Below are 26,901 nucleotides of genomic sequence, written 5' to 3'. Positions count from 1 at the left end.
GGTGTCAGAGGGACTTGCCGACGAGACCGATGAGGTCGGCGAGGCGGTTGGAGTAGCCCCACTCGTTGTCGTACCAGGAGACGATCTTCACCTGGTCGTCGATGACCTTGGTCAGCGGCGCGTCGAAGATCGACGAGTGCGGATCGGTGACGATGTCCGAGGACACGATGGGATCGGTGTTGTACTTCAGGATGCCCTTCAGCGGGCCCTCCGCGGCAGCCTTCATCGCGGCGTTGATGTCCTCGGCGCTGGCCTTCTTCTTCAGCAGAGCGGTCAGGTCGGTGACAGAGCCGGTGGGGATCGGCACCCGAAGTGCGTAGCCGTCGAGCTTGCCGAGCAGCTGCGGGAGAACCAGGCCGATGGCCTTGGCTGCACCGGTACCGGTGGGGACGACATTCAGAGCTGCGGCACGTGCACGACGCAGATCGCTGTGCGGGCCGTCCTGCAGGTTCTGATCCTGCGTGTACGCGTGAATGGTCGTCATGAGACCCGAGACGATGCCGAACTCGTCGTCGAGAACCTTGGCGATGGGGCCGAGGCAGTTGGTGGTGCACGACGCGTTGGAGATGATGTTCTGGCTGCCGTCGTACTTGTCGTCGTTGACGCCCATGACGATGGTGATGTCCTCGCCCTTGGCGGGCGCGGAGATGATGACCTTCTTGGCACCGGCGTCGATGTGACCCTGAGCCTTCGCAGCGTCGGTGAAGATGCCGGTGGACTCGACGACGACGTCGACACCCAGGTCACCCCACGGAAGTGCGGACGGTCCCTCACGCAGCGACAGAGCCTTGATCTTCTGGCCGCCGACGACGATGGTGTCTTCGCCTTCGAGCGAGACGTCGTGCGGCAAGCGGCCCAGGATCGAGTCGTACTTGAGCAGGTGTGCGAGCGATGCGTTGTCGGTCAGGTCGTTGACAGCAACGATTTCGATGTCGGTGGTACCGAGCGCCTTCTGCGCGTCGACAGCCCTGAAGAAGTTACGCCCGATGCGGCCGAAGCCGTTGACGCCTACCCGGATCGTCACTGTTCGCTCCTAAAAGTTGTGAAAACAGATGTCTGGTCGTGCCTGCATGCGGGGTGCCACACGCGGTTCCTACCCTAGTGTGCGCTCCGGCGGAGCGCGCGCATCACTCGATCGAGGCGCTCTACGCCTCGTCGAGCAGCTCCGCGGTGACCGCCGACTCGGTGTCGGGTATCCCGGTCTCCTTCGCTTTCCGATCGGCCATGGACAGCAGACGCCGGATCCGACCGGCCACCGCGTCCTTGGTCATCGGCGGGTCGGCCAACTGACCGAGTTCCTCCAGCGAGGCCTGGCGGTGCTGGACCCGAAGCGAACCTGCCGCAGCGAGATGATCGGGTACGTCGTCGCCCAGAATGTGCAGAGCCCGCTCGACGCGAGCGGCGGCCGCAACCGCGGCCCGAGCGGACCGGCGCAGGTTGGCGTCGTCGAAATTGGCCAGACGGTTGGCGGTGGCCCGCACCTCGCGGCGCATCCGGCGCTCCTCCCACACCAACCGGGTGTCCTGAGCGCCCATGCGCGTGAGCAACGCTCCGATTGCTTCGCCGTCTCGTACGACGACTCGATCGGTGCCGCGCACCTCACGTGCCTTGGCTGCCACGCCGAGGCGCCGAGCGGCACCGACGAGGGCGAGCGCCGCTTCGGGCCCGGGGCAGCTGATCTCGAGCGCGGACGACCGGCCCGGCTCGGTGAGCGAGCCGTGGGCGAGAAACGCGCCGCGCCACGCGGCCTCGGAGTCGCCGACCGTGCCGCCCACGACCTGAGCGGGCAGGCCACGCACGGGACGTCCACGGAGGTCGAGCAGCCCGGTCTGGCGGGCCAGAGCCTCACCGTCCTTGGCCACGCGCACCACGTACCGAGACGTCTTGCGCAGGCCTCCGGCACTGAGCATGTGGACATCCGAGGAGTAGCCGTACAGCTCGAAGATCTCGCGTCGCAGCCGCCGTGCGATGGAGCCGAGATCCACCTCGGCCTCCACCACCACTCGACCCGCGACGATGTGCAACCCGCCGGCGAAACGCAGCAGGGCGGACACCTCGGCCTTGCGGCAGCTGACCTGACTGACGGTGAGCCTGCTCAGCTCGTCCTTGACCTCCGCTGTCATGGCCACGAAGTGATCCCCTCTCTGCGCGCCGCTGTCGGTGCCGAGCCGTCGGTGGACGACACGATGGCTCCGAGAGCAGCAGCCAGCTTTCCGTAATGATGTGCGTGAGTGCCGGTTTCGGCAACGTCGACGTAGACGACCCCAGCGCCGAGCCGGGCAGCGGCGCGCGCCACGTGCTCGCGGTTGCTGCCCTCCGGGACCGAGGCGGAATCGACCAACACGTGGTCGATTCCCAAATCAGGTGCGTGTTGGGAGAGTACGTGGACATGGCGCTCGGCGGAGAATCCGGTGGTCTCCCCCAGCTCCGGTGCCAGGTTGAGTACGAGCACCTTGGGCGCACTCGTGCGCGCCAATGCAGCGAGCTGATCGGGCACCAGAACGTGGGGAATGACACTCGAGAACCACGATCCTGGCCCGAGCACGACCAGGTCCGCCGCGGCGATGGCGGTCAGCGCCTCCGGCGTCGCAGGCGGATCCGGTGGCAACAGCCGCACGCGTCGAACCTTGCCGGGCGTCGTGGCGACGGCGACCTGACCACGAATGACGCGACTCACGCGTGGGTCGTCCTCGAGGCCGGACACATCGGCCTCGATGTCGAGCGCAATCGGTGACATCGGCAGCACTCGTCCGTCGATACCGAGCATGTGCACCATCTCGTCGAGGGCAGCTATCGGGTCGCCGAGTACTTCGGTGAGCCCGGCGAGAACCAGATTGCCCACCGAGTGGCCGGCCAAGGCGCCGGTGCCCCCGAATCGGTGCTGAATGACGTCGGTCCACAGCTGGGTCCTGGCGTCCGAGCGCGCCAGGGCAGCCAGCGCCATCCGCAGATCGCCGGGCGGGATGACGCCGAGTTCTGCCCGCAGACGACCCGAGGACCCGCCGTCGTCCGCGACCGTCACGACTGCAGTGACATCGCTGCTGAGCAGCCGAGCTGCCGACAGCGTCGCGTACAAACCATGGCCGCCGCCCAGCGCGACGATCTTGGGACCCGAACCCGATACCGGACGGTGCGGAGTATCGCTCATTCGCGGCCCAGATCACGGTGCAGGACGCGGACCGATACGTCCCCCTGTTCGGCGAGAATACCGGCCAGGGCCTCCGTCATCGCGACGCTTCGGTGTTTTCCTCCGGTGCAGCCCACGGCCACCGTCATGTATCGCTTGCCTTCCCGCACGTATCCCTCGATGGTCAGATTCAACAGGTGCGTGTACGTCTGCAGGTAGTCGTGCGCCCCGTTCTGTCCGAGGACGTAGTCGCGAACATCCACGTCCTGACCGGTGTGTTCGCGCAGTTCGGGCACCCAATGGGGATTGGGCAGAAAACGCACGTCGCAGACCAGGTCGGCATCCATCGGTAGCCCGTACTTGAAGCCGAAGGACTGGACCGTCACGCCGACGCCGACAGTGTCGGAGGCCCCGAAGACCGTTTCGATCTTGCGCCGAAGCTGGTGCACCGACAACGAGGTCGTGTCGACGGTCAGGTCGGCGGCCGCCTTGACCTGCGCGAGCCGTAGTCGCTCGGCCGTGATCCCCTCGGTCAGAGTTCCGTCCTGGCCGTCGTTCTGCAACGGGTGACTGCGCCGATTCGATTCGAACCGCTGGACCAGCACGGCGTCGGACGCATCCAGGAACAGCACGCGATTGCGCACACCCTTGGAGTCGAGTTCCTTGACCACCCAGCCCAGATCGCCGGTGAACAGGCGGCTGCGCACGTCCATCACCAAGGCGAGACGCTCGATACGGGGCTGCGACTCCAGCCCGAGATCGACCATCTTGGAAATGAGCTCGGGCGGCAGGTTGTCGGCCACGTACCAACCCAGATCTTCGAGAATCTTGGCGGCCGTGCGCAACCCGGCGCCGGACACGCCCGTGACCAACGCCACTTCGATGCCGTCGTGCGGCGAGTCGGCCCGCTCTTCGGGGTTTCCGGGGTGCGGCTCGGACGGTGGGTGTGCCTGTGTCTGGTGTTCGCTCACTACGAAGCCTGTCCCGCCGATTCCACACGCGGTTCGATCGCATGGTCGGCCGTGTTCTCGCCCGGTGTCGTTGCCGTTGCGCTGCCATCATCGCCTACATCGGCCCCGCTCGGGTCGGAACCCAACGCGGCCAGCACCGACTTGGCGGTGGTCGCGCCGATTCCGGGGACCTCGACGATCTCTTCGACCGTTGCCTTCTTGAGATTGGCCACCGAACCGAAATGCGCCACCAGCGCGGTTCTCCTCGACTCGCCGAGACCGCGCACCGAGTCGAGGGCCGACGCAGTCATACGGCGCGATCGCTTGCTTCGATGGAAGGTGATGGCAAATCGGTGCGCCTCGTCGCGCACTCGCTGCAGGAGATAGAGCGATTCACTCGTGCGCGGCAGGATCACCGGATCCTCCTCCCCCGGTACCCACACTTCTTCCAGTCGTTTGGCGAGCCCGACGACGGCGACGTCGGTGACACCGAGTTCGTCCAGCACTGCTGCGGCCGCTGCGACCTGTGGTGCACCGCCGTCGACGACGAACAGGTTGGGCGGATAAGCGAACCTGCGTGGCCTACCGGTTTGGGGATCGAGCGCGGCTTCGGGAGCCAGATCGCCGCCGCTGCCGACAGCGTTGGCTCCGTCTGCAGAATGACGGAGGAAACGACGCCGGGTCACCTCGGCGATGCTGGCGACGTCGTCGGAATGCCCGTCGCCTGCCGCTTCCTTGATCGCGTAGTGGCGGTAGTCGCTCTTGCGCGGCAATCCGTCCTCGAACACGACCAGTGACGCGACCACATCGGTGCCCTGCACGTGCGAGATATCGATGCATTCGATTCTCAGCGGTGCCGAATCCAGATCGAGCGCCTCCTGAATGCCTTGCAGCGCAGCAGATCTCGATGTGAAATCACCCGCACGCTTCAGCTTGTGCTGCTGCAGAGCCTCTTTGGCGTTGCGTTCGACGGTCTCGGCCAGTGCCTTCTTGTCGCCGCGCTGCGGAACCCGCAAAGTGACATTGGATCCACGCAACTCGCTGAGCCACACCTGCACTTCGTCGGCGTTGTCCGGTAACACCGGCACCAGTACCTCACGCGGAACCGCGTTGGACCCGCCGTCATCGCCGCCCGGGGTCTGCGCGGACAACGCAGCCTGTTCGCCGTAGAACTGGGTGAGGAACTGTTCGACGAGGGCGGGGAGGTCGGCCTCGTCCTGCCGTTCGATCACCTCACCCGCCTTCTCGACCACCCACCCGCGCTGTCCCCGTACGCGGCCACCGCGGACGTGGAAGACCTGAACGGCGGCTTCGAGGGCGTCGGTGGCGAATGCGACCAGATCTGCGTCGGTACCGTCACCGAGCACCACGGCCTGCTTCTCCAACGCCCGACGCAGCGCGCCCACGTCGTCACGTAACCGTGCCGCGGTCTCGAAGTCGAGATCCTCCGAGGCCGCCTGCATCTTCTTCTCGAGCTGTCGCACGAGTTTGTCGGTCTTGCCGGCCAGGAAGTCGCAGAAGTCCTCGACGGTACTGCGGTGTTCTTCGGCACTGACGCGTCCCACGCACGGCGCCGAGCACTTGTCGATGTACCCGAGCAGGCAGGGGCGACCGATCTGGTTGTGCCGCTTGAAGACTCCGGTCGAGCACGTTCGTGCCGGGAACACGCGCAGCAGCAGGTCGAGCGTCTCGCGAATGGCCCACGCATGAGCGTAGGGACCGAAGTAGCGCACGCCCTTACGGCGGGGTCCGCGGTACACGAACAGGCGTGGGAATTCCTCGTTCATCGTCACCGCGAGCATCGGGTAGCTCTTGTCGTCGCGGTAGCGGACATTGAACCGTGGATCGAATTCCTTGATCCAGTTGTACTCGAGCTGCAGTGCCTCGACTTCGGTGGTGACCACCGTCCACTCCACGGACGCCGCGGTGGTGACCATCTGCCGGGTCCTCGGATGCAGCGAGGCCACGTCGGCGAAGTAGGAATTGAGGCGACTGCGAAGGCTCTTGGCCTTGCCTACGTAGACGACGCGACCGTGCGGATCGCGGAATTTGTACACGCCCGGTTCCACCGGGATGGTTCCGGTGGCCGGACGATAGGTAGCGGGGTCGGACACGCCTTCCACGTTAGCGGTCGGGTCCGACGTTCTCCGCATCTCCAGCTCAGCAGCGGTGCACGAGAGCGTGCGGCAGAGAGTCAGTCCTGATCGACGCGAGCGGGCGCGTACTCGCGCTCGAGCGCACGGAACTTTCGAACGGCCGCGACGGCGTGCTCACGATCGTTGGACTGGATGGCCATCACATTGATGAACTCGTCGTCGGGGATGTCGACCCTGGCCCACATCGCCCCGTCGGGAAATGACAGGCCGCGCACGAGGTCCCACTCGATCATCCGCTCCGAGAACACGTTTCGGACCGCCACACCTGCCGGACCGACGCGAATGCGCGGGCGGGTGAGCAGCAGAGCCAGGCCCGCCAGCAACACGCCTATTCCCGCCATCGCCAGCTGATCGGCGGTCCTGAAATAGACCCCGGTCGGCGACACCCGAAGCAGCACCGCGACAGTCGAGTGAGCGACGACGAGCAACACCGCGGCAGCGATCGCGTACCGGGCCGACTTACGGGACTTCACTTCCATGTCCCATTCGGACGGGGATTCGTCGCGCGTCATTGGAAGTCCTGATTCGTCCACGGCTGCCGGAGGTGCTTGAGGGTCAGGGCCGTGTCGATGGCGGCCGCGGTGGCCTGCCCACCCTTGTCCTCGAACGAGTCGGGCAGACCGGCGCGATCGAGCGCCTGCTGCTCGTCGTTGGTGGTGAGCACCCCGTTGGTGACCGGAGTGCCCTCGTCGAGCGATACCCGTGTCAGGCCGGCTGTGACGGCATCGCAGACGTACTCGAAGTGCGGTGTGCCGCCGCGGATGACCACGCCGAGAGCGACGACGGCATCGTGGGTGCGAGCCAGGGCCTGGGCGACGACGGGTAGTTCGATGGCTCCGGCGACGCGAATGACCGTGACGTCGCGTACCCCGGCGGACTCGGCTTTGCGGAGCGCACCGGCGAGCAGCGCCTCGGAGATCGTCCGATGCCACTGACCGGCCACGACAGCCAACTTCAGATCACTCGCGCCTGCCAGCTGAAGGGTGGGTTCGCCGTCGCCGCTCATGGGTTGACCCCGTTCTCGCGGACAGGAGTGGAGCCTGCGGGGTGTGCGGGGTCATTTTGCTCGAAGTCGTCCAGGCCGACCAGGTCGTGGCCCATGCGGTCGCGTTTGGTGCGCAGGTAGGTCAGGTTCTCGGCGTTGGCGCGCAACGGCATCGGCACCCGCTCGGTGACGTGGAGGCCGTAGCCGTCGAGCCCGACTCGTTTGGCCGGATTGTTGGTGAGCAGGCGCATGGACGAGACCCCGAGGTCGACGAGGATCTGGGCGCCGATTCCGTAGTCGCGGGAGTCTGCGGGCAGACCGAGCTGCAGGTTGGCGTCGACGGTGTCCGAGCCTGCGTCCTGGAGTTGGTAGGCCTGGAGTTTGTGCAGCAGGCCGATTCCGCGTCCTTCGTGTCCTCGCATGTACAGCACGATTCCCCGGTCCTCGGCCGCCACCATTTCGAGGGCGGCGTCGAGCTGTGGGCCGCAGTCGCAGCGCAGCGATCCGAAGACGTCGCCGGTGAGGCATTCGGAGTGCACCCGGACCAGCACGTCGCTGCCGTCGGCGTCGGGGCCGGAGATGTCGCCGCGCACCAGCGCGACGTGTTCGACCTCGTCGTAGATGCTCTGGTAGCCGACGGCCCGGAACGTGCCGTGGCTGGTGGGGATTCGCGCGTCGGCGACGCGGACGACGTGCTTCTCGTGCTTACGGCGCCACGCGATCAGATCGGCGATCGAGATCAGTGCGAGGTCGTGTTCGTCGGCGAACACCCGCAGCTCGTCGGTCTGCGCCATCGCTCCCTCGTCCTTCTGGCTGACGATCTCGCAGATGACTCCGGCGGGGCGGAGGTCGGCCATGCGGGCGAGGTCCACGGCGGCCTCGGTGTGGCCGGGGCGGCGCAGTACGCCGCCTTCCTTGGCGCGCAACGGGACGACATGGCCGGGGCGGGTGAAGTCGTTCGCTCCGGTGTCGGGGTCCGCGAGCAGGCGCATCGTGGCTGCTCGGTCGGAGGCGGAGATACCGGTTCCGATACCTTCTCGCGCGTCGACGGTGACGGTGTACGCCGTTCCGTGTTTGTCCTGGTTGGTGGCGAACATCGGCGGCAGGCCGAGTCGGTCGCAATCCTCACCGGACAACGGGACACAGAGGTAGCCCGAGGTGTAACGGACCATGAAGGCAACCAGTTCCGGGGTGGCCTTCTCAGCGGCGAAGATGAGGTCGCCTTCGTTCTCGCGGTCCTCGTCGTCGACGACCACCACTGCTTTGCCCGCAGCGATGTCCGCAACTGCGCGCTCGATACTGTCGAACCTGGTCACGAAAGTGCGCTCCATAGGTCTCGGGCCTGGCTCAGCGCCCTGGATATGTCTCCGATGCACCGTTACCTGCGTGCACTTCAACAGTACTTACTGTGCGTCGATCGCCTGCAGCCGCTCCACGTACTTGGCGATGACGTCGACTTCGAGGTTGACCGGTGAACCCACCTCGGCCGTGCCGAGTGTGGTCAGGTCGAGGGTGGTGGGGATCAGCGAGATCTCGAACCAGTGCCCGCCGTCGTCGACTCCGAGCCCGGACACGGTGAGCGAAACACCGTCGACCGTGATGGATCCTTTCTCGACGACGTAGCGCGCTACCGACGTGGGCATCGTGATGCGCACGACGGTCCAGTTCTCGGACGGGCTGCGTCCGGCTACCGTGCCGGTTCCGTCGACGTGTCCTTGGACGAGGTGCCCGCCGAGCCTGCTACCGAGTGCCGCTGCGCGTTCGAGGTTGACGCGACTGCCGACATCCAGAGCGCCGAGGCTCGATCGGTTCAACGTCTCCTGCATGACGTCGGCGGTGAATCCGCCGTCGGGAAGTACTTCGACGACGGTCAGACACACTCCGTTCACCGCGATGGAATCCCCGTGGCCGGCATCGGAGGTCACCACCGGGCCCCGGACGGTGAAGCGAGCGGCGTCGGGCAGTTCGTCCTTGGCCACGATCTCGCCCAGCTCTTCGACGATTCCGGTGAACATCTACTTCGCTCCTTCGGGCACGACACTCAGAAGAACGTCGTTGCCGATCATGGTGACTGTCTCCGTGCGGAACCGAATTGCGTCGGCAATTGTTCCGATTCCCGCATTCTCCACCGCGGCGGGGCCGGTGCCCAACACCGCAGGTGCGAGGTAGGCGACGACGCGGTCCACGAGACCGGCGGCGAGGAACGCGCCGGCCAGAGTCGGGCCACCTTCTATCTGGATGTCGGTGTGGTCGCCGAGTGCCTCGATCACCGCAGCCGGGTCGTGTGTGTCGAGAAACACCGTCGTGGCCTCCGGACCGCGGATCGCGGCGGTGGCCGGTATCGGCCTCGATCCGACGACGACTCGGACCGGCTGATGCGGTGCCAGGGTGCCGTCGGCGCGACGGGCGGTCAACCGTGGATCGTCGGCCAGTACGGTTCCGGTTCCGACGACGATGGCGTCGAGCTTGGCCCGTTCGGCGTGCACGTGCGCCCGCGCCTCGGGTCCGGTGATCCATTGACTCGTTCCGTCGGCAGCCGCGCTGCGTCCGTCGAGCGTCGCGGCGTATTTCCAGGTGACGTGCGGCCGTCCGGTGCGTTGTTTGTGCAGCCAGGCCCGCAGTGGCCCCTGCTGTACCTCGCGCGTCCCCACGCCCTGTTCGACGCGAAGCCCGGCGTTCCGCAGTGCGTCTGCCCCGCCGGACGCGAGCGGGTTCGGATCCGCCACCGCGAAGACGACCGACGCGACCCCGGCTGCGACGAGGGCCTGCGAGCACGGTCCGGTGCGGCCCGTGTGGTTGCACGGCTCGAGTGTCACCACCGCGGTGCCGCCGCGCGCACGGTCGCCGGCCTCGGTGAGTGCGACGATCTCGGCGTGCGGGCCGCCGGGTGGACGGGTGGAGCCGGTGCCCACGACGAGGCCGCGGGCGTCGAGGATCACGGCACCGACCGCGGGGTTGGGGCTGCTGATGCCCCGAGCGGCCTCGGACGCGTCGACGGCCAGAGCCATGGCCTCGACGACCGACACGGCCGAGCCCGGGGCGTCGGTCACGACAGGTGGTGCGATGCGCGGGCGGCCCGGCCGCGGAGATCACGCACTGCGGCGGCGGGATCGGCGGTGTTGTACACGGCCGAACCGGCCACGAAGCAATCGATGCCGGCCTCGGCGGCCTGCTCGATGGTGTCGGAGTTGATGCCGCCGTCGATCTCGACCACCAAGCGTAGATCTCCGGAATCGACAAGTGCCCGAACAGCTTTGGCTTTGGACAGTACTTCGGGCATGAACGACTGCCCGCCGAAACCGGGCTCCACACTCATCACCAGAAGAGTGTCGAAGTCGCGCAGAATCTCGAGGTAGGGCTCGATCGGGGTACCCGGCTTCACCGACAGGCCGGCTTTCGCACCGGCGGCCCTGATGTCGCGCGCCACGGCGCTGGGGTCATCCGTTGCTTCGGCGTGGAACGTGACGTTGTATGCCCCGGCCTCGGCATACGGCGGGGCCCAGCGCGCCGGATCCTCGATCATCAAGTGGCAATCGAGGGGAATGCTCGTTGCTTTGAGCAGACTCTCGACCACCGGTAGCCCGAGGGTGAGGTTGGGGACGAAGTGTGCGTCCATGACGTCGACGTGGAGCCAATCGGCCCCCGCGACGGCATCGGCTTCGGCGGCGAGGCGCGCGAAATCGGCGGACAGAATCGAGGGAGCGATCATCGGGGAAACCACGACTGGTGAGCCTAGTCGAGCCGGTATCGTGCCGACATGGCCACCATGGACTCCGCGGGCGCCGTCCTTGCCGAATTGCCCGAAGTCACCGAAAGCGTTCGGTACGGGAATCCCGCCTGGGGCATCGGCAAGCACGTGTTCGCGTGGGTACGACCGTTCAGCAAGGCCGACCTGAAACGATTCGGCGACGAGACCCCGCCCGCCGGACCGATCCTGGCCGTCAGGACTGCCGACCTGCACGAGAAGGAAGCCATCCTCGCCGCACATCCGCGCTCGTGCTTCACGATCCCGCACTTCGACGGGTTCTCTGCCGTTCTGATCGACGTCGACAACGCCGAGGACGACGAACTGCGCGAACTCCTCGTCGACGGGTGGCTGGTGTATGCACCCGCAGACGTGGCCGAGGCGTTCCTGGCCGGAGGGTGATCAGACCGGCTTGCGCAGCGCCGCCATGAACATCGCGTCGGTACCGTGCCGATGCGGCCACAGTTGCACCGACGGGCCGTCACCCAGTTGCGGTACTCCCGGCACGAGCGCGCGGGTGTCGAGCTGTTCGACGCCGTACCGGCGTACGGCGTCTGCAACGACGGCCGCTGTTTCGGACAGATGCGGCGAGCACGTCGAGTACAGCACCACCCCGCCGGGCCGGACCAGATCGATCGCTGCCGCCAGCAATTCCTTCTGCAGGGTGACCAATGCCGCCACGTCGGACGGTTGGCGACGCCACCGCGCTTCGGGGCGACGACGCAGCGCTCCGAGACCGGTGCACGGCGCGTCGACGAGCACGCGGTCGTAACCCGCGTCGAGTCCGGACTCGCGGCCGTCGACGATGTGCACCGTCACCGGTAGGTCCTTGGTGGTCTTGGACACGAGGTCGGCGCGGTGCGGGGTCGGTTCGACGGCGTCGACCCGTGCACCGTCGATCTCCGCCAGGGCGCCGAGCAGGGCGGCCTTGCCGCCCGGACCGGCGCACAGGTCCAACCATCTGCCACTGTCGTCGCCGAGCAACGGTGCCAACGTCAGCGCGCGGCCGACGAGCTGACTGCCCTCGTCCTGGACTCCGGCCAGACCGTCGCGGACAGCATCGAGCTTGCCGGGGTCGCCGCCGTCGAGGTGCACCGCGTACGGCGAATAGGGACCTTCCTCTCCCCCGGTGATCAGCGCCAATTCTTCGGCGGAAATCTCTCCCGGTCGCGCGACGAGGTGGACCGAGGGACGCGCGTCGTCCGCCTCGAGGACCGCGGCGAGTTCGCCGGCATCGGCTCCGAGCGCATCGGCGAAGGCCTGCGCAATCCATTTGGGATGGGCGTATTCGAATGCCAGGTGACCGACCGGATCCGCCGTCGTCGCCGGTGCCAGCTCGTCGACCCACTGCGTTGCGGTTCGCTCGGACACTCGTCGCAGCACAGCATTGACGAAACCTGCCTTGCCGGAACCGAATTCGGAGCGGGCGAGGTCCACCGACGTGGCGACGGCTGCATGCGGGGCAACCCGGGTGCGCAGCAACTGATAGGCCCCGAGCCGAAGGATGTCGAGCAGTGGTCCGTCGATCTCTGCGGCAGGCCGCCCGGCCGCGTGCGCGATCACGGCGTCGAGCACACCACGCGCGCGAGATGCGCCGTAGGCGAGTTCGGTGGCCAGCGCGGCATCGCGAGAGTCCAACTTGCGCTCGCGGAGCAAACCGGGCAGCACCAGGTTCGCGTAAGCATCGCGCTCCCGCACCGCTTTGAGCACGTCTCTGGCCGCACGCCGTGCCGGATCGATCGCGTCGACCGCACGGGGTCCGGTGCCCTGCGGCGGCCGGTTCCCTTTGGGCCCACGTGCCCCCGGTGACTTCTTGACGTACTTGCGGGGCTGGCTCGACTCGCGCTTACGAGGCCTGTCGGGCTCTGTCATCGTGCCACCGCCGTATCGTCCAGCCGAGCGCCGCGCGCCCAGTCGAGTGCCCTCATGACCTTCTTGCCCTGAGGTTGAATATCACCGAGAACGACTGCGCCGGTTCCGGTTCCGATGTGTACACCGGTCTTGCGTACGTCGATCGTTCCCGGCTCCAACGTGTCCGGCGACAGCTGAACAGGAGCGATCTTGACGCGGAGATCCCCGATGGTCGTCCACGCGCCCGGGGCCGGTGTGACGGATCTGATGTGTCGGTCGACGAATGCCGCGGATCTCGTCCAGTCGATGCGCGCGGCATCGACTGTCACTTTGCTCGCGTAGGACACACCGTCCTCGGATTGCGGTAGCGCTGCCGCCGTTCCGTCCTCGATCGCGTCCAACGTCGCGGCGAGCAAGTGGGCTCCGCTCGACGCCAGACGCCCGAGCAGATCACCCGTGGTGTCGGAATCCCGAATCCGTTCGGTGGTGACACCGAGTACCGGACCGGTGTCCATCCCGACGTCGAGAAGGAACGTCGATGCTCCTGTGACGTCGTCGCCCGCGGCGATCGCGGCCTGTACCGGTGCCGCGCCACGCCACGCGGGCAACAGTGAGAAGTGCAGATTGATCCAGCCGTACCGAGGTATGTCGAGTACCTGTTGCGGCAACAACGCGCCGTACGCAACGACCGGGCACACGTCGGGGGCGAGGTCGGTCAGCGCCGCCACGAACTCCGGGTCCGACGGCCTCGCGGGAGTGAGTACCGGGATGCCGTGCTCGTCCGCCAACACTCCTACGGGCGAGCGCACGGTCTTGCGTCCACGGCCGGCTGCGGCGTCGGGCCGGGTGACCACGGCGATCACCTCGTGCCGTTCGGACTCCACCAGTCGCGCGAGTGACGGGACCGCGGGTTCCGGTGTTCCGGCGAAGACGACGCGCACTGAAGGCAACTCCCTGGGATGGACGAAACGATGTCGGTTGTCCATCCTAGGGAGTCACGGCAGCGTGCGACGATTCCGCACCGACGATCACGTCGCGTCGGTGCTGTCGGAACTGTCGGAAGCGTCCTCCGCGAGGATGCGATAAAGCGATCGGCGTGCCTCGATGAGCACCTCGGCTGCCTGGTCGACCTGACGCACGGTTCCGACTCCGGCCACCTGACCGGCCGCTCCCATCAATTGTCCGATCAGTGCCCGAAGATCACGCGCATCGATGCCGACGGAATCGGCTACGTCGTCCCAAGGACTGCCGAGATCTGCTCGATGGTCGTCGACATGACGCCTGCCCTCGGCCGTCAGTGCTGCCGTCTTCCGGCCGGCCACCTTGTCGATCAGCACCAAGCCCTCGTCTTCGAGCTGCGACAAGGCCGGGTAGATCGATCCCGGGCTCGGCTTCCAGGTTCCGTTGCTCTTCTCGGCGATCTGCTGGATGAGTTCGTAACCGTGCATCGGCCGGTCCTCGAGCAGCAGGAGGATCGCAGCGCGGACATCGCCACGTCGGCCCCGACCGCCTCGGCCCCGACCACGACCGAAGTCGGCATTCGGCCCGAAACCGCCGGCCCCGACACCACCGGGCCACATACCGTCACGCCCCCGCCCGACAGGACCTCCCCGACGTCTGCCGTGTTCTCCGTGACCTCTCCTTCCCCGACCTCTCTCGTGTCGTTCTCCGCCGTCTGGTTCTCCGTCTTCTGCCGGGCCGTGCTCGTCGTCCCGCGCAACCCACATCTGGAACGGCGCGCCGCGTCGGCGCGGGTCTCCGTGCCGATTGCCTGCGAAAGACCCCATTCGGGGACCTCCGCGGCGTCCGAATTCGTGTGCAAAGCCTTCGAATGCGTAATTCATCTCGTTCTCCTTCGTATCGATTGAACAAGTCGACGATATATCGGCAATAGAACTTTGACAAGGCCCTGAGGTTGCCTCTCTATCTGGACGACGGGAACGCAACAGGACAGAGAAAGCCCATCACCCGATCCGAATGGGATCGATCTGAATCCGTACGCCCGCGCCGAGCTTCTTGGCGCTTCGGGACGCCTGCGCAGTCGACAGCGCTCGCGCCAGCGCTGCTCCGGTGCTTCGCGGAACCCGGATCAGGAGCCGCTGCACGTCTCCGGACAACCCGTCCTCGCCGCTACCCGCAGGTGCGCGTTGACCGTCCGGGAGATCGACGGGACCCAGTACCTCGACCGTCTCGGGTAGATCTGCACTGTCGACCAACGCTGTTATCGCGTCAGTGGTCCCGTCGATCGCCGCCACGTGAACGGCCGGTGGAAACCGAACCTCGACTCGTTCGTCCAGCTGACTGCGCGCGTGCCACAGCGGATCCCAGCGCACCAGGGCCTGGACGGTGGGGATCTCGGACTCGGCCACCACGACCACACGTCCCCCAGCCGCCCCGGGCCGAACCATCGACGCAGCCGTCATCCAGCGGCGCAGTGTCTCCTCTGCCGCACGCAGATCCGCCCGGCCCAGCAACGCCCAACCGTCGAGCAGCAGCGCGGCGCCGTATCCGCCGTCCACGGTCGGCTCGGCACCGACGGTCGACACCACGAGCGAACCACCGGGGCGCACGGTATCGAGGACGGTCGCCCCACCGGAGTTGTGTATCGGCACGCCAGGAAAGGCGCGGCCGAGCTCCTCGGCCGTGCGTCCCGCTCCGATCACCACCGCGCGCAGGTTGCGAGACCCGCAGACCGTGCAGCGGTGTGCGGCATCGGCGATTCCGCACCAGGAACACGTCGGGCTGCCCGCGCCGTCGCTGCCCGGAGCCGAGGGCAGGGCGAGCGGACCGTTGCAGCGTCGACACCGAGCCGGATGGCGGCACTTCGCACACGCCAGCGACGGAACATAACCGGCGCGTGGAACCTGAACCAGCACAGGGGTATCCGCTTTCAGCGCCGCACGTGCGGCCTCGAAAGCGATCGCCGGTAGCCGCGCGACCCGGGCTGCCGGATCCCGAGCGAGCGCGTGGTCCGAGTCGGCCAGCGCGACCACGTGAGGTTGCCGTTCACGCACCAGCTCACGTGGGGCGACCAGGTCGTGGGCCCAGCCGGAATCGACGAGAGCCTCGGCCTCGGCCGTCCGAGAATGTCCGCCGACGACGACCGCGGCTCCCGACACGTGCGCGCGGAGCAACGCCACCTCACGTGCATGCGGATACGGTGAGCGTGGTTCGGCGAAACTGTCGTCGCCGTCGTCCCAGATCGCGATCAGGCCGAGGTTCGACACGGGCGCGAACACCGCACTGCGGGTGCCCACCACGACAACGGGGCCCGACCTCAGACAGCGCAACCACTGCCGGTACCGCTTGGCCGGTCCCAAACCGGCCGACAGCGCCACCACACGGTCGGCCCCGACTGCCGCGGCGCATGCACCCTCCAGACGATCGAGATCCCGTTGGTCGGGCACCACGACCACTGCGGACCGTCCGCTCCCCACGGTGACGGCAGCCAATTCGGCCAATCGAGCGGGCCACACCTCGCCGGGTAGGGCCTGCCACACCGCACGCGGAACACGGTGCTCGCCGAGGGCATCGAGGAAATTGGAGCCATGGGTATACGCCGCCCAGCCCGTGCGATCGACGACCGGCTCTGCTGCCTCGTCGACGACCGGAGGGGGCTCTGCCTCGACCCGTGCGTGGCGAGCCGGAACCGCCAGACGCAGCACATCCGCTCGCGTTCCTGCGTAGCGATCGGCCACCGCCGACACCAACTCGGCGATCTCGGGAGTCAGTACGCGCTCGGCGGACACGACCCGGTCGAGCCAGCCGAGACGACCGGGATGATCGGTCTCGGCCAGCCTGGCGAGTACGAACCCGTCGACGAGCCGGCCGGCAAAACGGACGCGTACCCGCACACCGGGCTGGGCATCGTCGCTGGCGTCCTCGGGAACGAGGTAATCGAACTCGCGGTCGAGGTGCGGCAGCGGAAGCATCGGAAGAATGCGCGCGATCGGCAGATCGGTTGCCGCTACCGGCGTCACACCAGCCACCGCACCTCCTTCTCGATCGTCACCCCACACTCGTCGTGGGAGCACCGAGCCGGTGCGAACAGGGTACGTGCGGCAGCATCGCTGCCGGAGTGGAGGGACCTACAGGCCTGCCGCATCCCGGAGCTTGTCGGCGCGATCGGTGGATTCCCACGGAAGATCGATGTCGGTACGTCCGAAGTGACCGTACGCGGCCGTCTGCGCGTAGATCGGGCGCAGCAGGTCGAGGTCGCGGATGATGGCACCGGGACGGAGGTCGAAGACCTCGCTGATCGCCGCCTGAATACGCGCGGGATCGGTCTTCTCGGTGCCGAACGTCTCGACGAACAGACCGACCGGTGCTGCCTTGCCGATCGCATAGGCCACCTGCACCTCGATGCGGTCGGCCAGACCGGCTGCGACCGCATTCTTGGCGACCCACCTCATCGCGTATGCGGCGCTGCGGTCGACCTTCGACGGGTCCTTGCCCGAGAATGCTCCGCCGCCGTGCCGAGCCATGCCGCCGTACGTGTCGACGATGATCTTTCGGCCGGTCAGACCGGCGTCTCCCATCGGACCACCGAGCACGAACTTTCCGGTGGGATTGACCAGCAACCGGACGTTCGAAGTGTCGAGAGTCGGTACGTCCAGCTCTGCGAGTACCGAGCCCAGGACCTTCTCGCGGATGTCGGGAGTGAGCAGGTTGTCGAGGTCGATGTCTGCTGCATGCTGGGTCGAGATCACGACGGTATCGAGACGAACGGCGTCGTCCCCGTCGTACTCGATGGTGACCTGAGTCTTGCCGTCCGGACGCAGATACGGCAGCACACCGCTCTTGCGAACCTCGGTCAGCCTCCGAGACAGCCTGTGTGCCAACGCAATCGGCAGCGGCATGAACTCGGGTGTATCGGTGTTGGCGTAGCCGAACATCAATCCTTGGTCGCCGGCACCCTGACGGTCGATCTCGTCGTCGGACAATCCCTCGACGCGGGCCTCGTGCGAATGGTCGACGCCCTGCGCGATCTCGGGTGACTGCGCGCCGATGGCGACGTTCACACCACAGGAGTTTCCGTCGAATCCCTTGGCGGACGAGTCGTACCCGATTTCGAGCACCTTCTCGCGCACGATCTTCGGGATGTCCGCGTAGGCGGTGGTGTTCACCTCACCTGCGACGTGGACCTGGCCCGTGGTGACGAGCGTCTCCACCGCCACTCGGGCTCGCGGATCCTCGGTGAGAAGAGCGTCGAGGATGGAATCGCTGATGGCGTCACAGATCTTGTCTGGATGACCTTCTGTAACGGACTCGCTGGTGAAAAGCCGACTACCGGACTTGCTCACGGACTTCCTCTCGACGCATGTTCTTGCCCGACCCGACGGCTGATGCCGGCCGAGCACTCCACGAAAATTGATGTTCCCTCGGTGTTATCGCCCCTGTGGGAGCCACGCAAACCTTTACGGCGCTGTCGCCCTGGTACCCAGAACGCTAGCTGCTACGACATCGATCGTGCACCCTCGACATCAGCGGGTGTCCGAAGTGGGCCGCGTATCGCGGGAGCGAAGCATCTGGGCGACCGAATCCAACACCCTGCTGGCGAGCAGAGCTTTCGAGCCCTCCCCCAGCGCGGCCTCGGAGCCGTCGGACCCCAACAACCAGCCGTCGTTGTGGTCGACCTCGAAGGCCTTGCCGTCACCCACCGCATTGACGACGAGCAGATCGCAGCCTTTGCGTTCGAGCTTGGCTCGCGCGTAGGTGAGCACGTCACCGTCGGCGTCGCCCGTCTCGGCGGCGAATCCGACGATCACCGTCGACGATCGGACGTCTCCGCTGTGCCGAGCCGACACGAGACCGGCGAGGATGTCGTCGTTGCGGACCAGAGGGATCGACGACGGTTCGTTCGAGCCCTTCTTGATCTTGCTGCTCGCGATGGACTCGGGTCTGAAGTCGGCGACCGCAGCCGCCATCACCACTGCGTCGACGTCGGTCGCATGCGAGCGCACCGCGTCCTGCATATCGGACGCGGTCTTCACGTGGACCACATCGACCGCCGCGGGCGCCTCGAGGTCGCTGGTGTACCCGGCGATCAAGGTCACGTGGGCACCGCGCTGGGCTGCGACGCGAGCCAATGCGTACCCCTGCTTGCCGGAACTCCGATTCCCCAGAAAACGAACGGGATCGAGGGGTTCCCGCGTACCACCGGCCGAGATCAGAATTCGCCGTCCCTCGAGATCGCGCGGCATCGCGTGCGCACGTTCGGTCAGCAGCATGGCGAGAGCGAAGATCTCCTCGGGCTCGGGCAGTCGGCCCGAACCGGTGTCGCGTCCGGTCAACCGGCCGGACGCAGGCTCGATCACCTGGGTACCGCGCGATCGGAGCGTGGTGACGTTCGCGACGGTGGCCGGGTGTTCCCACATCTCCGTGTGCATGGCCGGGGCCAACACGACGGGGCACCGAGCGGTCAGCAACGTCGCGGTGAGCAGATCGTCCGCCCGCCCGCCCGCGATTCGAGCCATCAGGTCCGCGGTGGCCGGCGCGACGACGACGAGATCCGCTTCCTGCCCCAGCCGGACGTGCGGCACTTCGGGCACATCGGCGAACACGCCGGTGTGCACCGGCTGGCCGGACAATGCCTCGAATGTTGCGCGGCCCACGAATTCGAGCGCCGACGCAGTCGGAATCACTCGAACCTGATGGCCGTTCTCGGTGAATTTTCGAATGAGCGCACAACTCTTGTAGGCGGCGATACCGCCGCCTACTCCGACGACCACATGCACGTCAGGTGTCCCCTGTCGGGTTCTTATTCGCCTTCGGTGTGCTCGAGGAGGTCTGCGTGGATCTCGCGAAGCGCGATGGACAGCGGCTTTTCCTGCAGACCGGGCTCAACCAGCGGTCCTACGTATTCGAGGATGCCGTCACCGAGCTGGTTGTAGTAGTCGTTGATCTGGCGTGCACGCTTGGCCGCGTAGATGACGAGGGCGTACTTCGACGAGGTGCGCGCGAGCAATTCGTCGATGGGTGGATTGGTGATGCCGAGCGGCGTGTCGTAGGCCGGCAGAGCGCTGCGTCCGTCGAAGTCGGAAACGGCCGCTGAAGTGCTGCTCACTGATGATCTCCTGAAATTGCATCGTTGGTGCTACGAACTAGCTGGTCGGGGCCTCGTGCGCCGTGAAAATGGTCAGCTGTTACCGACCGACGACCTACCGACCAACAAGGATACCAACTGTTCGCACGAATGGTCGACATCGGTATTGACAACGACCGTGTCGAACTCGTCCTGTGCCGCCAATTCCACCCTCGCCGTTTCCAGCCGCCGCTCGGTTGCGGCGCTCTCCTCCGTCGCTCGACCGACCAGACGAGAGACCAGGTCTTCCCACGTCGGCGGTGCCATGAACACCAACAGAGCTTCCGGCTTGGACACCCGAACGGCACGCGCACCGGCCAGATCGAGCTCGAGCAGTACCGGACTGCCGGCCTCCAGTGCAGCGTCCACTGCGGCCGCAGGAGTTCCCGACCGCTGCAGGCCGCCGTGGATACTCGCCCACTCCAACAGCTCACCGTCGGCGATCATCCGGTCGAACTCCTCGGACGACACGAAGTGGTAGTCCTGACCGTCCACCTCGCCAGGGCGCGGCGATCGCGTCGTGACCGACACACTGAAGACCAGCTCCGGTAGCGCCGCGCGCACGAGCCGAACGACACTGGACTTGCCGACGCCGGAAGGGCCGGACAGCACCACCAACCGGCCCCGCTTCTGCTCCGGCACGGACGTCGCCGCAGTGTCACTCACCGTCGTCAGGCCTCGAAATCGAACTTCGTCAACAGCGCTTTGCGCTGCCGATCCCCGAGTCCGCGCAGTCGACGAGTGGGCGCGATCTCCAACTCCGTCATCAGCTCCGCGGCCTTGACCTTGCCCACCTTCGGCAACGCCTCGAGCAATGCGGATACCTTCATCTTGCCGAGAATCTCGTCCGTCTCGGCGTCCTTGAGAACCTGCTTGAGGTCGGTGCCGCCGCGCTTGAGGCGCTCCTTGAGCTCGGCGCGAGCCTTGCGGGCGATAGCTGCCTTTTCGAGGGCAGCAGCGCGCTGCTCGGGGGTCAACTGGGGAAGGGCCACTGTCGGTTCCTCCGTCTTCTCGTTTCGGGGCGAGCGACCGGTCCGATCAGGATCGGTTCGCCGCTCATCGGTAGGTGCCTGCCGAGGACCATCCGTGCAGGGATTCCCGGTCGATTCGCATTGTCGTCGGCAGCGTTAGCGACCGTACCGACGACGGGCGCTCACCGCTAACCCACCCCCACACGCTCGCCGACGCGACCATGGACTATGCGAGACCCGCTTCGATCTCGTCACGCAACTGCGTCGCCGCCGCACGCAACGCCGTCACCGACGGACCCGCCGCCAGCACACTCCGAGAGGAGTTCGGCAACAGCAGCTCTCGGCAATCACGGAAGATCTCTGCCAGATCGTTCACCGTGGCACCTTGGGCACCCAAGCCGGGCGCGAGCACCGGCCCGCGGTAGCCCGACAGATCGAGGCCGTGATCGCGGGTGGCGCCGACCACCAGGCCCACCGTGTCTGCATCGACGCGGTTGCGCGCAGCCGCCGCGTCGACGATCGACTGCGCAACGGACCCACCCGTCGACATCGACGCGTGCTGCAGCGCGGAACCTTCCGGATTCGACGTCCGGGCAAGGACGAACACACCGCGGTCGTTTGCGACAGCTCGGTCGATCGCCGCACCCAACGAGTCGAACCCCAGGTACGGCGACACCGTGACGGCATCGGACGACAACGGAGAACCCGGCTCCAGCCACGCCTGCGCGTACGCATCCATCGTCGTTCCGATATCGCCGCGCTTGGCATCGGCGATCACCAACGTGCCTGCCTCCCGCAACACCCCGACAGTGCGCTCGAGAACCGCATAGCCGGCCGAACCGTACGACTCGAAGAACGCCACCTGAGGCTTGACGACAGCCACCTCACCGACGAACGCCTCCACACACAGCTCGGCGAAGACCTCGAGACCGTCCGCCGAGCGCGGCAGGTCCCACGCCTCGAGCAGAGCCGGATGCGGATCGATGCCGACGCACAGCCGACCGCGCGCGGCGACCGCTGCCCGGAGCCGGTCCGACCAACTGTGGTGATGACTCACGGCAGAACCAGGCCTTCCTTCAGACCCGCATGCAGATCCTGCAGGGAACGAACACCGATTCCACCGGCGATGGCTGCCTCGATGCCCTGCACTGCGGCCGACGCACCCTGCACCGTGGTGATGCACGGAATGTTCTGCGCCACAGCGGCACTACGAATCTCGTATCCGTCGACGCGGGGACCGGAGTTGCCGTACGGGGTATTGATGACCATCGCGATGTCGCCGGCCAGAATTCGGTCGACGATCGTCTGCTCACCCTCCGGGACATCCTCGCCCGACTGCTTGTACACCTGCTCGCACTTGATTCCGTTGCGCCGCAACACATCTGCGGTTCCTTCGGTGGCCAGGATGTCGAACCCGAGATCGGCGAGTCGTTTCACCGGGAAGATCAACGACCGCTTGTCCTTGTTCGCCACCGACACGAATACTGCACCGCCGGCGGGCAGCGAACCGTACGCGGCGGTCTGACTCTTGGCGAAGGCGGTACCGAAATCGAAGTCGATTCCCATGACCTCGCCGGTGGACTTCATCTCCGGGCTGAGCAGTGTGTCGACGCCGGTTCCGTCCGCGCGGCGGAACCTGTTGAACGGCAACACCGCTTCCTTGACGGCGATGGGCGCACCCGCCGGGACGGTGCCACCGTCTCCGGTCTCGGGCAGGATTCCCGCAGTCCGAAGTTCGGCGATGCTCTCCCCCAACATCACTCGGGCGCAGGCCTTTGCCAGCTGCACGGCCGTCGCCTTGGACACGAACGGCACCGTCCGGCTGGCCCGAGGGTTGGCCTCGAGGACGTACAGGATGTCGTCCTTGAGGGCGTACTGCACGTTCAGCAGGCCCTGGACACCGATTCCCTTCGCGAGGGCTTCGGTCGATCGACGCACGTTCTCCAGGTCGGTCTTGCCGAGCGTGATCGGCGGCAGCGCACATGCGGAGTCGCCGGAGTGGATGCCGGCCTCCTCGATGTGCTCCATGATGCCGCCGATGTACACCTCGGTGCCGTCGCAGAGCGCGTCGACGTCGATCTCCACGGCATCTTCCAGGAACCGGTCGACCAGCACCGGTCGGTCGTCCGAGATCTCCGTCGCATTGGAGATGTAGGTCGCCAGGGATGCCTCGTCGTAGACGATCTCCATACCGCGTCCGCCCAGCACGTACGACGGGCGCACCAACACCGGGTAACCGATTCCTGCGGCGATCTCACGCGCCCCGTCGAACGTCGTCGCGGTGCCGTACTTGGCTGCCGGCAGTCCTGCCGCGTCCAGTACCTTGCCGAACTCTCCGCGGTCCTCGGCGAGGTCGATGGCCTCGGGAGAGGTTCCGACGATGGGTACGCCTGCGGCTTTCAGTCGCTTCGCCAGACCGAGCGGGGTCTGTCCGCCCAGCTGCACGATGACTCCACGAACCGTGCCCGACGCCGCCTCTGCTCGGTAGACCTCGAGCACGTCCTCGAACGTCAGCGGCTCGAAGTACAGGCGGTCGGCGGTGTCGTAGTCGGTGGAGACGGTCTCTGGGTTGCAGTTGACCATGACCGTCTCGTAGCCGGCCTCGGACAGCGTCAGCGCCGCATGCACACAGCTGTAGTCGAATTCGATGCCCTGACCGATACGGTTGGGACCGGATCCGAGGATCAGTACCTTGGGCCGGTCCGGCTGCGGGGCAACCTCGGTCTCGGCTTCGGGGTCGAGCTCGTAGGTGCCGTAGTGGTACGGGGTCTTGGCCTCGAACTCCGCCGCACAGGTGTCGACGGTCTTGTAGACCGGGTGCACACCGAGCTCGTCGCGCAGCGCCCGCACTCCGTCCTCACCGTCGAGTTCGGGGCGCAGAGCGGCGATCTGACGATCGGACAGACCGTGGTACTTGGCCTGACGCAGCAGCGCCTCGTCGAATTCGGCCGCCTCGCGAACCTGGACGCCGAGTTCGTGGATCTGCTGGAACTGGTCGAGGAACCACGGGTCGATCTTGGTCGCCTCGAACAGCTGCTCGAGGGTGGCACCGAGAGCGAATGCCTTCTCGATCCCGTACATCCGACCGTCCTGCGGTACGGACAGGTCCTTCAGCAACGCTTCCAGACTTTCTGCCTCGACCTCGGGGCCGGTCCAGTAGCCCGCGCGCTTGGTTTCGAGCGAGCGCATCACCTTGCCGAAGGCCTCGGTGAAGTTGCGGCCGATGGACATCGCCTCGCCGACGGACTTCATCGTCGTGGTCAGCGTGCCGTCGGCACCGGGGAACTTCTCGAACGCGAATCGTGGTGCCTTGACCACCACGTAGTCCAGCGTCGGCTCGAAGCAGGCCGGCGTCTCCTTGGTGATGTCGTTGACGATCTCGTCGAGGGTGTACCCGATGGCCAGCTTGGCGGCCATCTTGGCGATCGGGTAGCCCGTGGCCTTGGACGCCAGAGCCGACGAGCGTGACACTCTCGGGTTCATCTCGATGACGACCAGTCGGCCGTCGGCCGGATCCATCGCGAACTGGATGTTGCAGCCACCGGTGTCGACGCCCACCTCGCGCAGGATGTCGATGGAGAGGTCGCGCATCTTCTGGTACTCGCGGTCGGTCAGCGTCATCGCGGGCGCAACGGTGACCGAGTCACCGGTGTGCACGCCGACCGGGTCCACGTTCTCGATGGAACAGACGATGACCACGTTGTCGCGGCCGTCACGCATGAGCTCGAGCTCGTATTCCTTCCAGCCGAGGATGGACTCCTCGATCAGCACGTTGGCCGTCGGGGAGGCCGCCAGGCCGCCTCCCGCGATCCGGGTCAGATCCTCGTCGTTGTAGGCCAATCCCGAACCGAGCCCACCCATCGTGAACGACGGCCGGACGACGACCGGGAAACCGAGCTCGGCGACGGTCTCGCGCACCTCGTCCATCGTGTAGCAGACGGCCGACTTGGCGGATTCTCCACCGACCTTGGCGACGATGTCCTTGAACTTCTGTCGATCCTCGCCGCGCTGGATCGCGTCGAAGTCGGCCCCGATCAGTTCGACGCCGTACTTGGTGAGAATGCCCTGATCGTGCAGAGCGACAGCAGCATTGAGAGCCGTCTGTCCGCCCAGGGTCGCGAGCACGGCCTGGATGGGGTGGCCCTGCTCGGCCTCGCGAGCGAAGATCTTCTCGATGAACTCCGCGGTGATCGGCTCGACGTACGTCGCGTCGGCGAACTCCGGGTCGGTCATGATCGTGGCCGGGTTCGAGTTGACGAGGCTGACCCGCAGTCCTTCCTCACGAAGCACTCGGCAGGCCTGAGTGCCGGAGTAGTCGAACTCGCAGGCCTGGCCGATGACGATCGGGCCCGATCCGATGACCAGGACGTGGTTCAGGTCTGTGCGGCGTGGCATTACTTCTTCTCCTGAAGGACGCTGGTGAAACGGTCGAAGAGGTAGGCGGCGTCGTGTGGGCCGGCCGCGGCCTCGGGGTGGTACTGCACCGAGAAGGCGCTGCCGCCGATCAGCTCGACGCCCTCGACGGTGCCGTCGTTGGCGCAGGTGTGGCTGATGCGCGCCCGGCCGAAGTCGGTGTCGAACTCCTCGCCTGCTTCGCCTTCGAGTGCGAATCCGTGATTCTGTGCGGTGATCGCGATGCGACCGGTGGTGTGCTCGATCACCGGGATGTTCATGCCGCGGTGGCCGAACTTCATCTTGTACGTGCCGCGACCCAGTGCCCGCCCTAAGATCTGGTTGCCGAAGCAGATGCCGAACAGCGGCAGCTCTCGTTCGAGTACCTGCCTGGTCAGCGCGACACTCGTGTCTGCCGTGGCCGGGTCTCCCGGGCCGTTGGACAGGAACACACCGTCCGGGTTCAGTTCGAGAACCTGCTCGATGCTGGTGTTCGACGGCACCACGTGCACGCGGATACCGCGCTCGGCGAACATCCGTGGAGTATTGGTCTTGATACCGAGATCGACTGCCACGACGGTGAATCGAGCATCGCCGGTCGGTTCGATGGTGTACCCGGCACCGGTGGTCACCTCACCGGCGAGATCGGCACCGAGCATGGACTGCTGACCGACCACCTGCTCGAGCATCTCGTCCGAGGTGCCGAGGGCGTCGCCCGAGAACACTCCCGCTCGCATCGAACCGCGGGTGCGCAGGTGGCGGACGAGGGCGCGCGTGTCGATTCCGGCGATGCCGACGACGTTCTGCGCCTCGAGCTGATCCTGCAGAGTTCCGGTCGAACGCCAACTCGAGGTGCGGCGCGCTGGATCTCGGACGACGTAACCGGCGACCCAGATCTTGTTGGGATCCTGGGCACTGGCCGCCTCGCCGTCCTCCTGATTCCAGCCGGTGTTGCCGATCTGCGGAGCCGTGGCCACCACGATCTGGCGGTGGTAGCTCGGATCGGTCAGCGTCTCCTGGTATCCGGTCATACCGGTGCAGAAGACGGCTTCGCCGAGCGTGCGCCCCTGGGCCCCGAACGCGGTGCCGCGGAACGTCCGGCCGTCCTCCAGAACAAGAACTGCGCTGCTCACGCGGTTTCCTCCTTGGTTTCTCCGGTGAAACCCTCTGTCCACACCGGGTAGATCTGCTTGTCGTCGGCCCTGAAGCCGGTGTCTATTTCGGTCCCCGTCGGCAATTCCCATCGGATGACCAGGAGACCGTCCTTGGTCATGACCTTGCCTGCGAGTCCGCGCTCGGTACGGATCGCCCGGATCGATTCGTTCGGAATCCAGATGGGTGACTCGCCGTCCCGATCGAGGAGGATTCCCTTCTCGTGTCGTGACAGCTCGCCGGTGGCGCGGTGGCCGATGTCGCCCACGGCGATCCGGTCCTGCCAACTCGGCGCAATGGTGCTGCCGACGTAGAGCCCGGTGGCCGGCTGGATTCGGTTGGCACCCAGATCGTCCGGCACGGCCGGGAACTCGCCGATGCGTCCTTCCTGACGCTTCTGACGCCCGCGCCAACCCCAGAAGATCAGCGCGATCATCAGCGCCCAGAACAGGATGAAGCCGATGACGATGAGAACTCTGTCCACGGCT

At 66.4% G+C, this 26,901-nt stretch carries 26 protein-coding genes; 2 read left to right on the top strand and 24 right to left on the bottom strand.

All coding sequences use genetic code 11. The features are described 5' to 3' along the window. Window positions 1-4 precede the first annotated feature (4 nt). The 11 genes from gap to rpe form a co-directional block, all read right to left on the bottom strand. On the bottom strand, window positions 5-1,024 hold the full coding sequence (gene gap, locus CH285_RS14115; protein WP_008716538.1) for a type I glyceraldehyde-3-phosphate dehydrogenase: 1,020 nt from the start codon (window positions 1,022-1,024) through the stop codon (window positions 5-7). A gap of 121 nt (window positions 1,025-1,145) precedes the next feature. Continuing rightward, entirely contained in the window at window positions 1,146-2,129 is a 984-nt protein-coding gene (gene whiA, locus CH285_RS14110; RefSeq protein WP_027497005.1) for a DNA-binding protein WhiA, read from the bottom strand. Further along, window positions 2,120-3,148 (bottom strand): gluconeogenesis factor YvcK family protein, encoded by a 1,029-nt coding sequence (locus CH285_RS14105; RefSeq protein ID WP_094643181.1) that lies wholly within the window; start codon window positions 3,146-3,148, stop codon window positions 2,120-2,122. Before CH285_RS14105 ends, whiA begins: the two co-directional genes overlap by 10 nt. Further along, window positions 3,145-4,011: an RNase adapter RapZ gene (gene rapZ / locus CH285_RS14100; protein ID WP_057474741.1), complete on the bottom strand. Its 867-nt coding sequence runs from the start codon at window positions 4,009-4,011 to the stop codon at window positions 3,145-3,147. The genes CH285_RS14105 and rapZ overlap by 4 nt, the downstream gene beginning before the upstream one ends. 86 nt (window positions 4,012-4,097) lie before the next feature. Continuing rightward, window positions 4,098-6,191, bottom strand: a complete 2,094-nt coding sequence (uvrC, locus tag CH285_RS14095; RefSeq protein WP_048318514.1) for an excinuclease ABC subunit UvrC — start codon at window positions 6,189-6,191, stop codon at window positions 4,098-4,100. Between the two features lie 80 nt (window positions 6,192-6,271). After that, window positions 6,272-6,745 carry a PH domain-containing protein gene (locus tag CH285_RS14090; RefSeq protein WP_027497001.1) on the bottom strand — a complete coding sequence of 158 codons (474 nt, stop codon included), beginning with the start codon at window positions 6,743-6,745 and terminating at the stop codon, window positions 6,272-6,274. After that, entirely contained in the window at window positions 6,742-7,239 is a 498-nt protein-coding gene (ribH, locus tag CH285_RS14085) for a 6,7-dimethyl-8-ribityllumazine synthase (protein WP_032382074.1), read from the bottom strand. The genes CH285_RS14090 and ribH overlap by 4 nt, the downstream gene beginning before the upstream one ends. Continuing rightward, on the bottom strand, window positions 7,236-8,534 hold the full coding sequence (locus CH285_RS14080; protein WP_094643253.1) for a bifunctional 3,4-dihydroxy-2-butanone-4-phosphate synthase/GTP cyclohydrolase II: 1,299 nt from the start codon (window positions 8,532-8,534) through the stop codon (window positions 7,236-7,238). The genes ribH and CH285_RS14080 overlap by 4 nt, the downstream gene beginning before the upstream one ends. Before the next feature lie 87 nt (window positions 8,535-8,621). Further along, a complete protein-coding gene (locus tag CH285_RS14075) occupies window positions 8,622-9,233 on the bottom strand; it encodes a riboflavin synthase (protein ID WP_027496999.1) in 612 nt (203 codons plus the stop codon). Continuing rightward, window positions 9,234-10,226: a bifunctional diaminohydroxyphosphoribosylaminopyrimidine deaminase/5-amino-6-(5-phosphoribosylamino)uracil reductase RibD gene (ribD, locus tag CH285_RS14070; protein ID WP_094643252.1), complete on the bottom strand. Its 993-nt coding sequence runs from the start codon at window positions 10,224-10,226 to the stop codon at window positions 9,234-9,236. It abuts the gene before it with no gap. 38 nt (window positions 10,227-10,264) lie between these two features. Next, window positions 10,265-10,939, bottom strand: a complete 675-nt coding sequence (rpe, locus tag CH285_RS14065; protein ID WP_032365752.1) for a ribulose-phosphate 3-epimerase — start codon at window positions 10,937-10,939, stop codon at window positions 10,265-10,267. 36 nt (window positions 10,940-10,975) lie between these two features. Between rpe and CH285_RS14060 the strand changes: the two genes are divergently transcribed. Continuing rightward, the gene (locus CH285_RS14060) at window positions 10,976-11,365 is read left to right on the top strand and encodes an MmcQ/YjbR family DNA-binding protein (protein ID WP_094643180.1); all 390 of its coding nucleotides are present in this window, start codon (window positions 10,976-10,978) and stop codon (window positions 11,363-11,365) included. Here CH285_RS14060 and CH285_RS14055 read toward each other — a convergent pair whose 3' ends face one another. The 3 genes from CH285_RS14055 to CH285_RS28720 form a co-directional block, all read right to left on the bottom strand. Further along, window positions 11,366-12,835 (bottom strand): RsmB/NOP family class I SAM-dependent RNA methyltransferase, encoded by a 1,470-nt coding sequence (locus CH285_RS14055; RefSeq protein WP_032400775.1) that lies wholly within the window; start codon window positions 12,833-12,835, stop codon window positions 11,366-11,368. It abuts the gene before it with no gap. After that, on the bottom strand, window positions 12,832-13,755 hold the full coding sequence (fmt, locus tag CH285_RS14050) for a methionyl-tRNA formyltransferase (RefSeq protein ID WP_032372469.1): 924 nt from the start codon (window positions 13,753-13,755) through the stop codon (window positions 12,832-12,834). Before fmt ends, CH285_RS14055 begins: the two co-directional genes overlap by 4 nt. Before the next feature lie 87 nt (window positions 13,756-13,842). Beyond that, window positions 13,843-14,262 (bottom strand): PadR family transcriptional regulator, encoded by a 420-nt coding sequence (locus tag CH285_RS28720; RefSeq protein WP_032365748.1) that lies wholly within the window; start codon window positions 14,260-14,262, stop codon window positions 13,843-13,845. On the opposite strand from CH285_RS28720, the gene CH285_RS28715 reads away from it, so the two are divergent. Further along, window positions 14,257-14,682 carry a hypothetical protein gene (locus tag CH285_RS28715; protein WP_373454738.1) on the top strand — a complete coding sequence of 142 codons (426 nt, stop codon included), beginning with the start codon at window positions 14,257-14,259 and terminating at the stop codon, window positions 14,680-14,682. The two genes, CH285_RS28720 and CH285_RS28715, sit on opposite strands and share 6 nt — an antisense overlap. Window positions 14,683-14,778: 96 nt before the next feature. Here CH285_RS28715 and CH285_RS14040 read toward each other — a convergent pair whose 3' ends face one another. From CH285_RS14040 to CH285_RS13995, 10 genes are all read right to left on the bottom strand, one after another. Beyond that, a complete protein-coding gene (locus CH285_RS14040) occupies window positions 14,779-16,746 on the bottom strand; it encodes a primosomal protein N' (protein WP_176457092.1) in 1,968 nt (655 codons plus the stop codon). A 156-nt stretch (window positions 16,747-16,902) separates the two neighbouring features. After that, window positions 16,903-18,117 carry a methionine adenosyltransferase gene (metK, locus tag CH285_RS14035; RefSeq protein WP_032365746.1) on the bottom strand — a complete coding sequence of 405 codons (1,215 nt, stop codon included), beginning with the start codon at window positions 18,115-18,117 and terminating at the stop codon, window positions 16,903-16,905. A 180-nt stretch (window positions 18,118-18,297) separates the two neighbouring features. Continuing rightward, window positions 18,298-19,551 carry a bifunctional phosphopantothenoylcysteine decarboxylase/phosphopantothenate--cysteine ligase CoaBC gene (gene coaBC, locus CH285_RS14030; RefSeq protein WP_094643179.1) on the bottom strand — a complete coding sequence of 418 codons (1,254 nt, stop codon included), beginning with the start codon at window positions 19,549-19,551 and terminating at the stop codon, window positions 18,298-18,300. A 23-nt stretch (window positions 19,552-19,574) separates the two neighbouring features. Beyond that, window positions 19,575-19,880, bottom strand: a complete 306-nt coding sequence (gene rpoZ / locus CH285_RS14025; protein ID WP_008716576.1) for a DNA-directed RNA polymerase subunit omega — start codon at window positions 19,878-19,880, stop codon at window positions 19,575-19,577. A 72-nt stretch (window positions 19,881-19,952) separates the two neighbouring features. Then, window positions 19,953-20,564, bottom strand: coding sequence for a guanylate kinase (gmk, locus tag CH285_RS14020; RefSeq protein WP_176457079.1), 612 nt, complete (start codon window positions 20,562-20,564; stop codon window positions 19,953-19,955). A gap of 5 nt (window positions 20,565-20,569) precedes the next feature. Further along, window positions 20,570-20,890, bottom strand: coding sequence for an integration host factor, actinobacterial type (gene mihF / locus CH285_RS14015; RefSeq protein WP_027496987.1), 321 nt, complete (start codon window positions 20,888-20,890; stop codon window positions 20,570-20,572). A gap of 205 nt (window positions 20,891-21,095) precedes the next feature. Next, entirely contained in the window at window positions 21,096-21,926 is an 831-nt protein-coding gene (pyrF, locus tag CH285_RS14010; protein ID WP_094643178.1) for an orotidine-5'-phosphate decarboxylase, read from the bottom strand. Continuing rightward, window positions 21,923-25,264, bottom strand: a complete 3,342-nt coding sequence (gene carB / locus CH285_RS14005) for a carbamoyl-phosphate synthase large subunit (RefSeq protein ID WP_032382082.1) — start codon at window positions 25,262-25,264, stop codon at window positions 21,923-21,925. Before carB ends, pyrF begins: the two co-directional genes overlap by 4 nt. Next, a complete protein-coding gene (carA, locus tag CH285_RS14000; protein ID WP_373454737.1) occupies window positions 25,264-26,505 on the bottom strand; it encodes a glutamine-hydrolyzing carbamoyl-phosphate synthase small subunit in 1,242 nt (413 codons plus the stop codon). Before carA ends, carB begins: the two co-directional genes overlap by 1 nt. Then, the gene (locus CH285_RS13995) at window positions 26,391-26,897 is read right to left on the bottom strand and encodes a PH-like domain-containing protein (protein ID WP_027496983.1); all 507 of its coding nucleotides are present in this window, start codon (window positions 26,895-26,897) and stop codon (window positions 26,391-26,393) included. The genes carA and CH285_RS13995 overlap by 115 nt, the downstream gene beginning before the upstream one ends. Between the last annotated feature and the right edge of the window lie 4 nt (window positions 26,898-26,901).

It is taken from the genome of Rhodococcus sp. 05-2256-B1 (assembly GCF_002258465.1).
GTDB classification, from domain to species: Bacteria; Actinomycetota; Actinomycetes; order Mycobacteriales; family Mycobacteriaceae; genus Rhodococcoides; species Rhodococcoides fascians.
The sequence above is the reverse complement of the archived record's forward strand: the minus strand, read 5'-3'. Positions and strand labels throughout refer to the sequence as shown.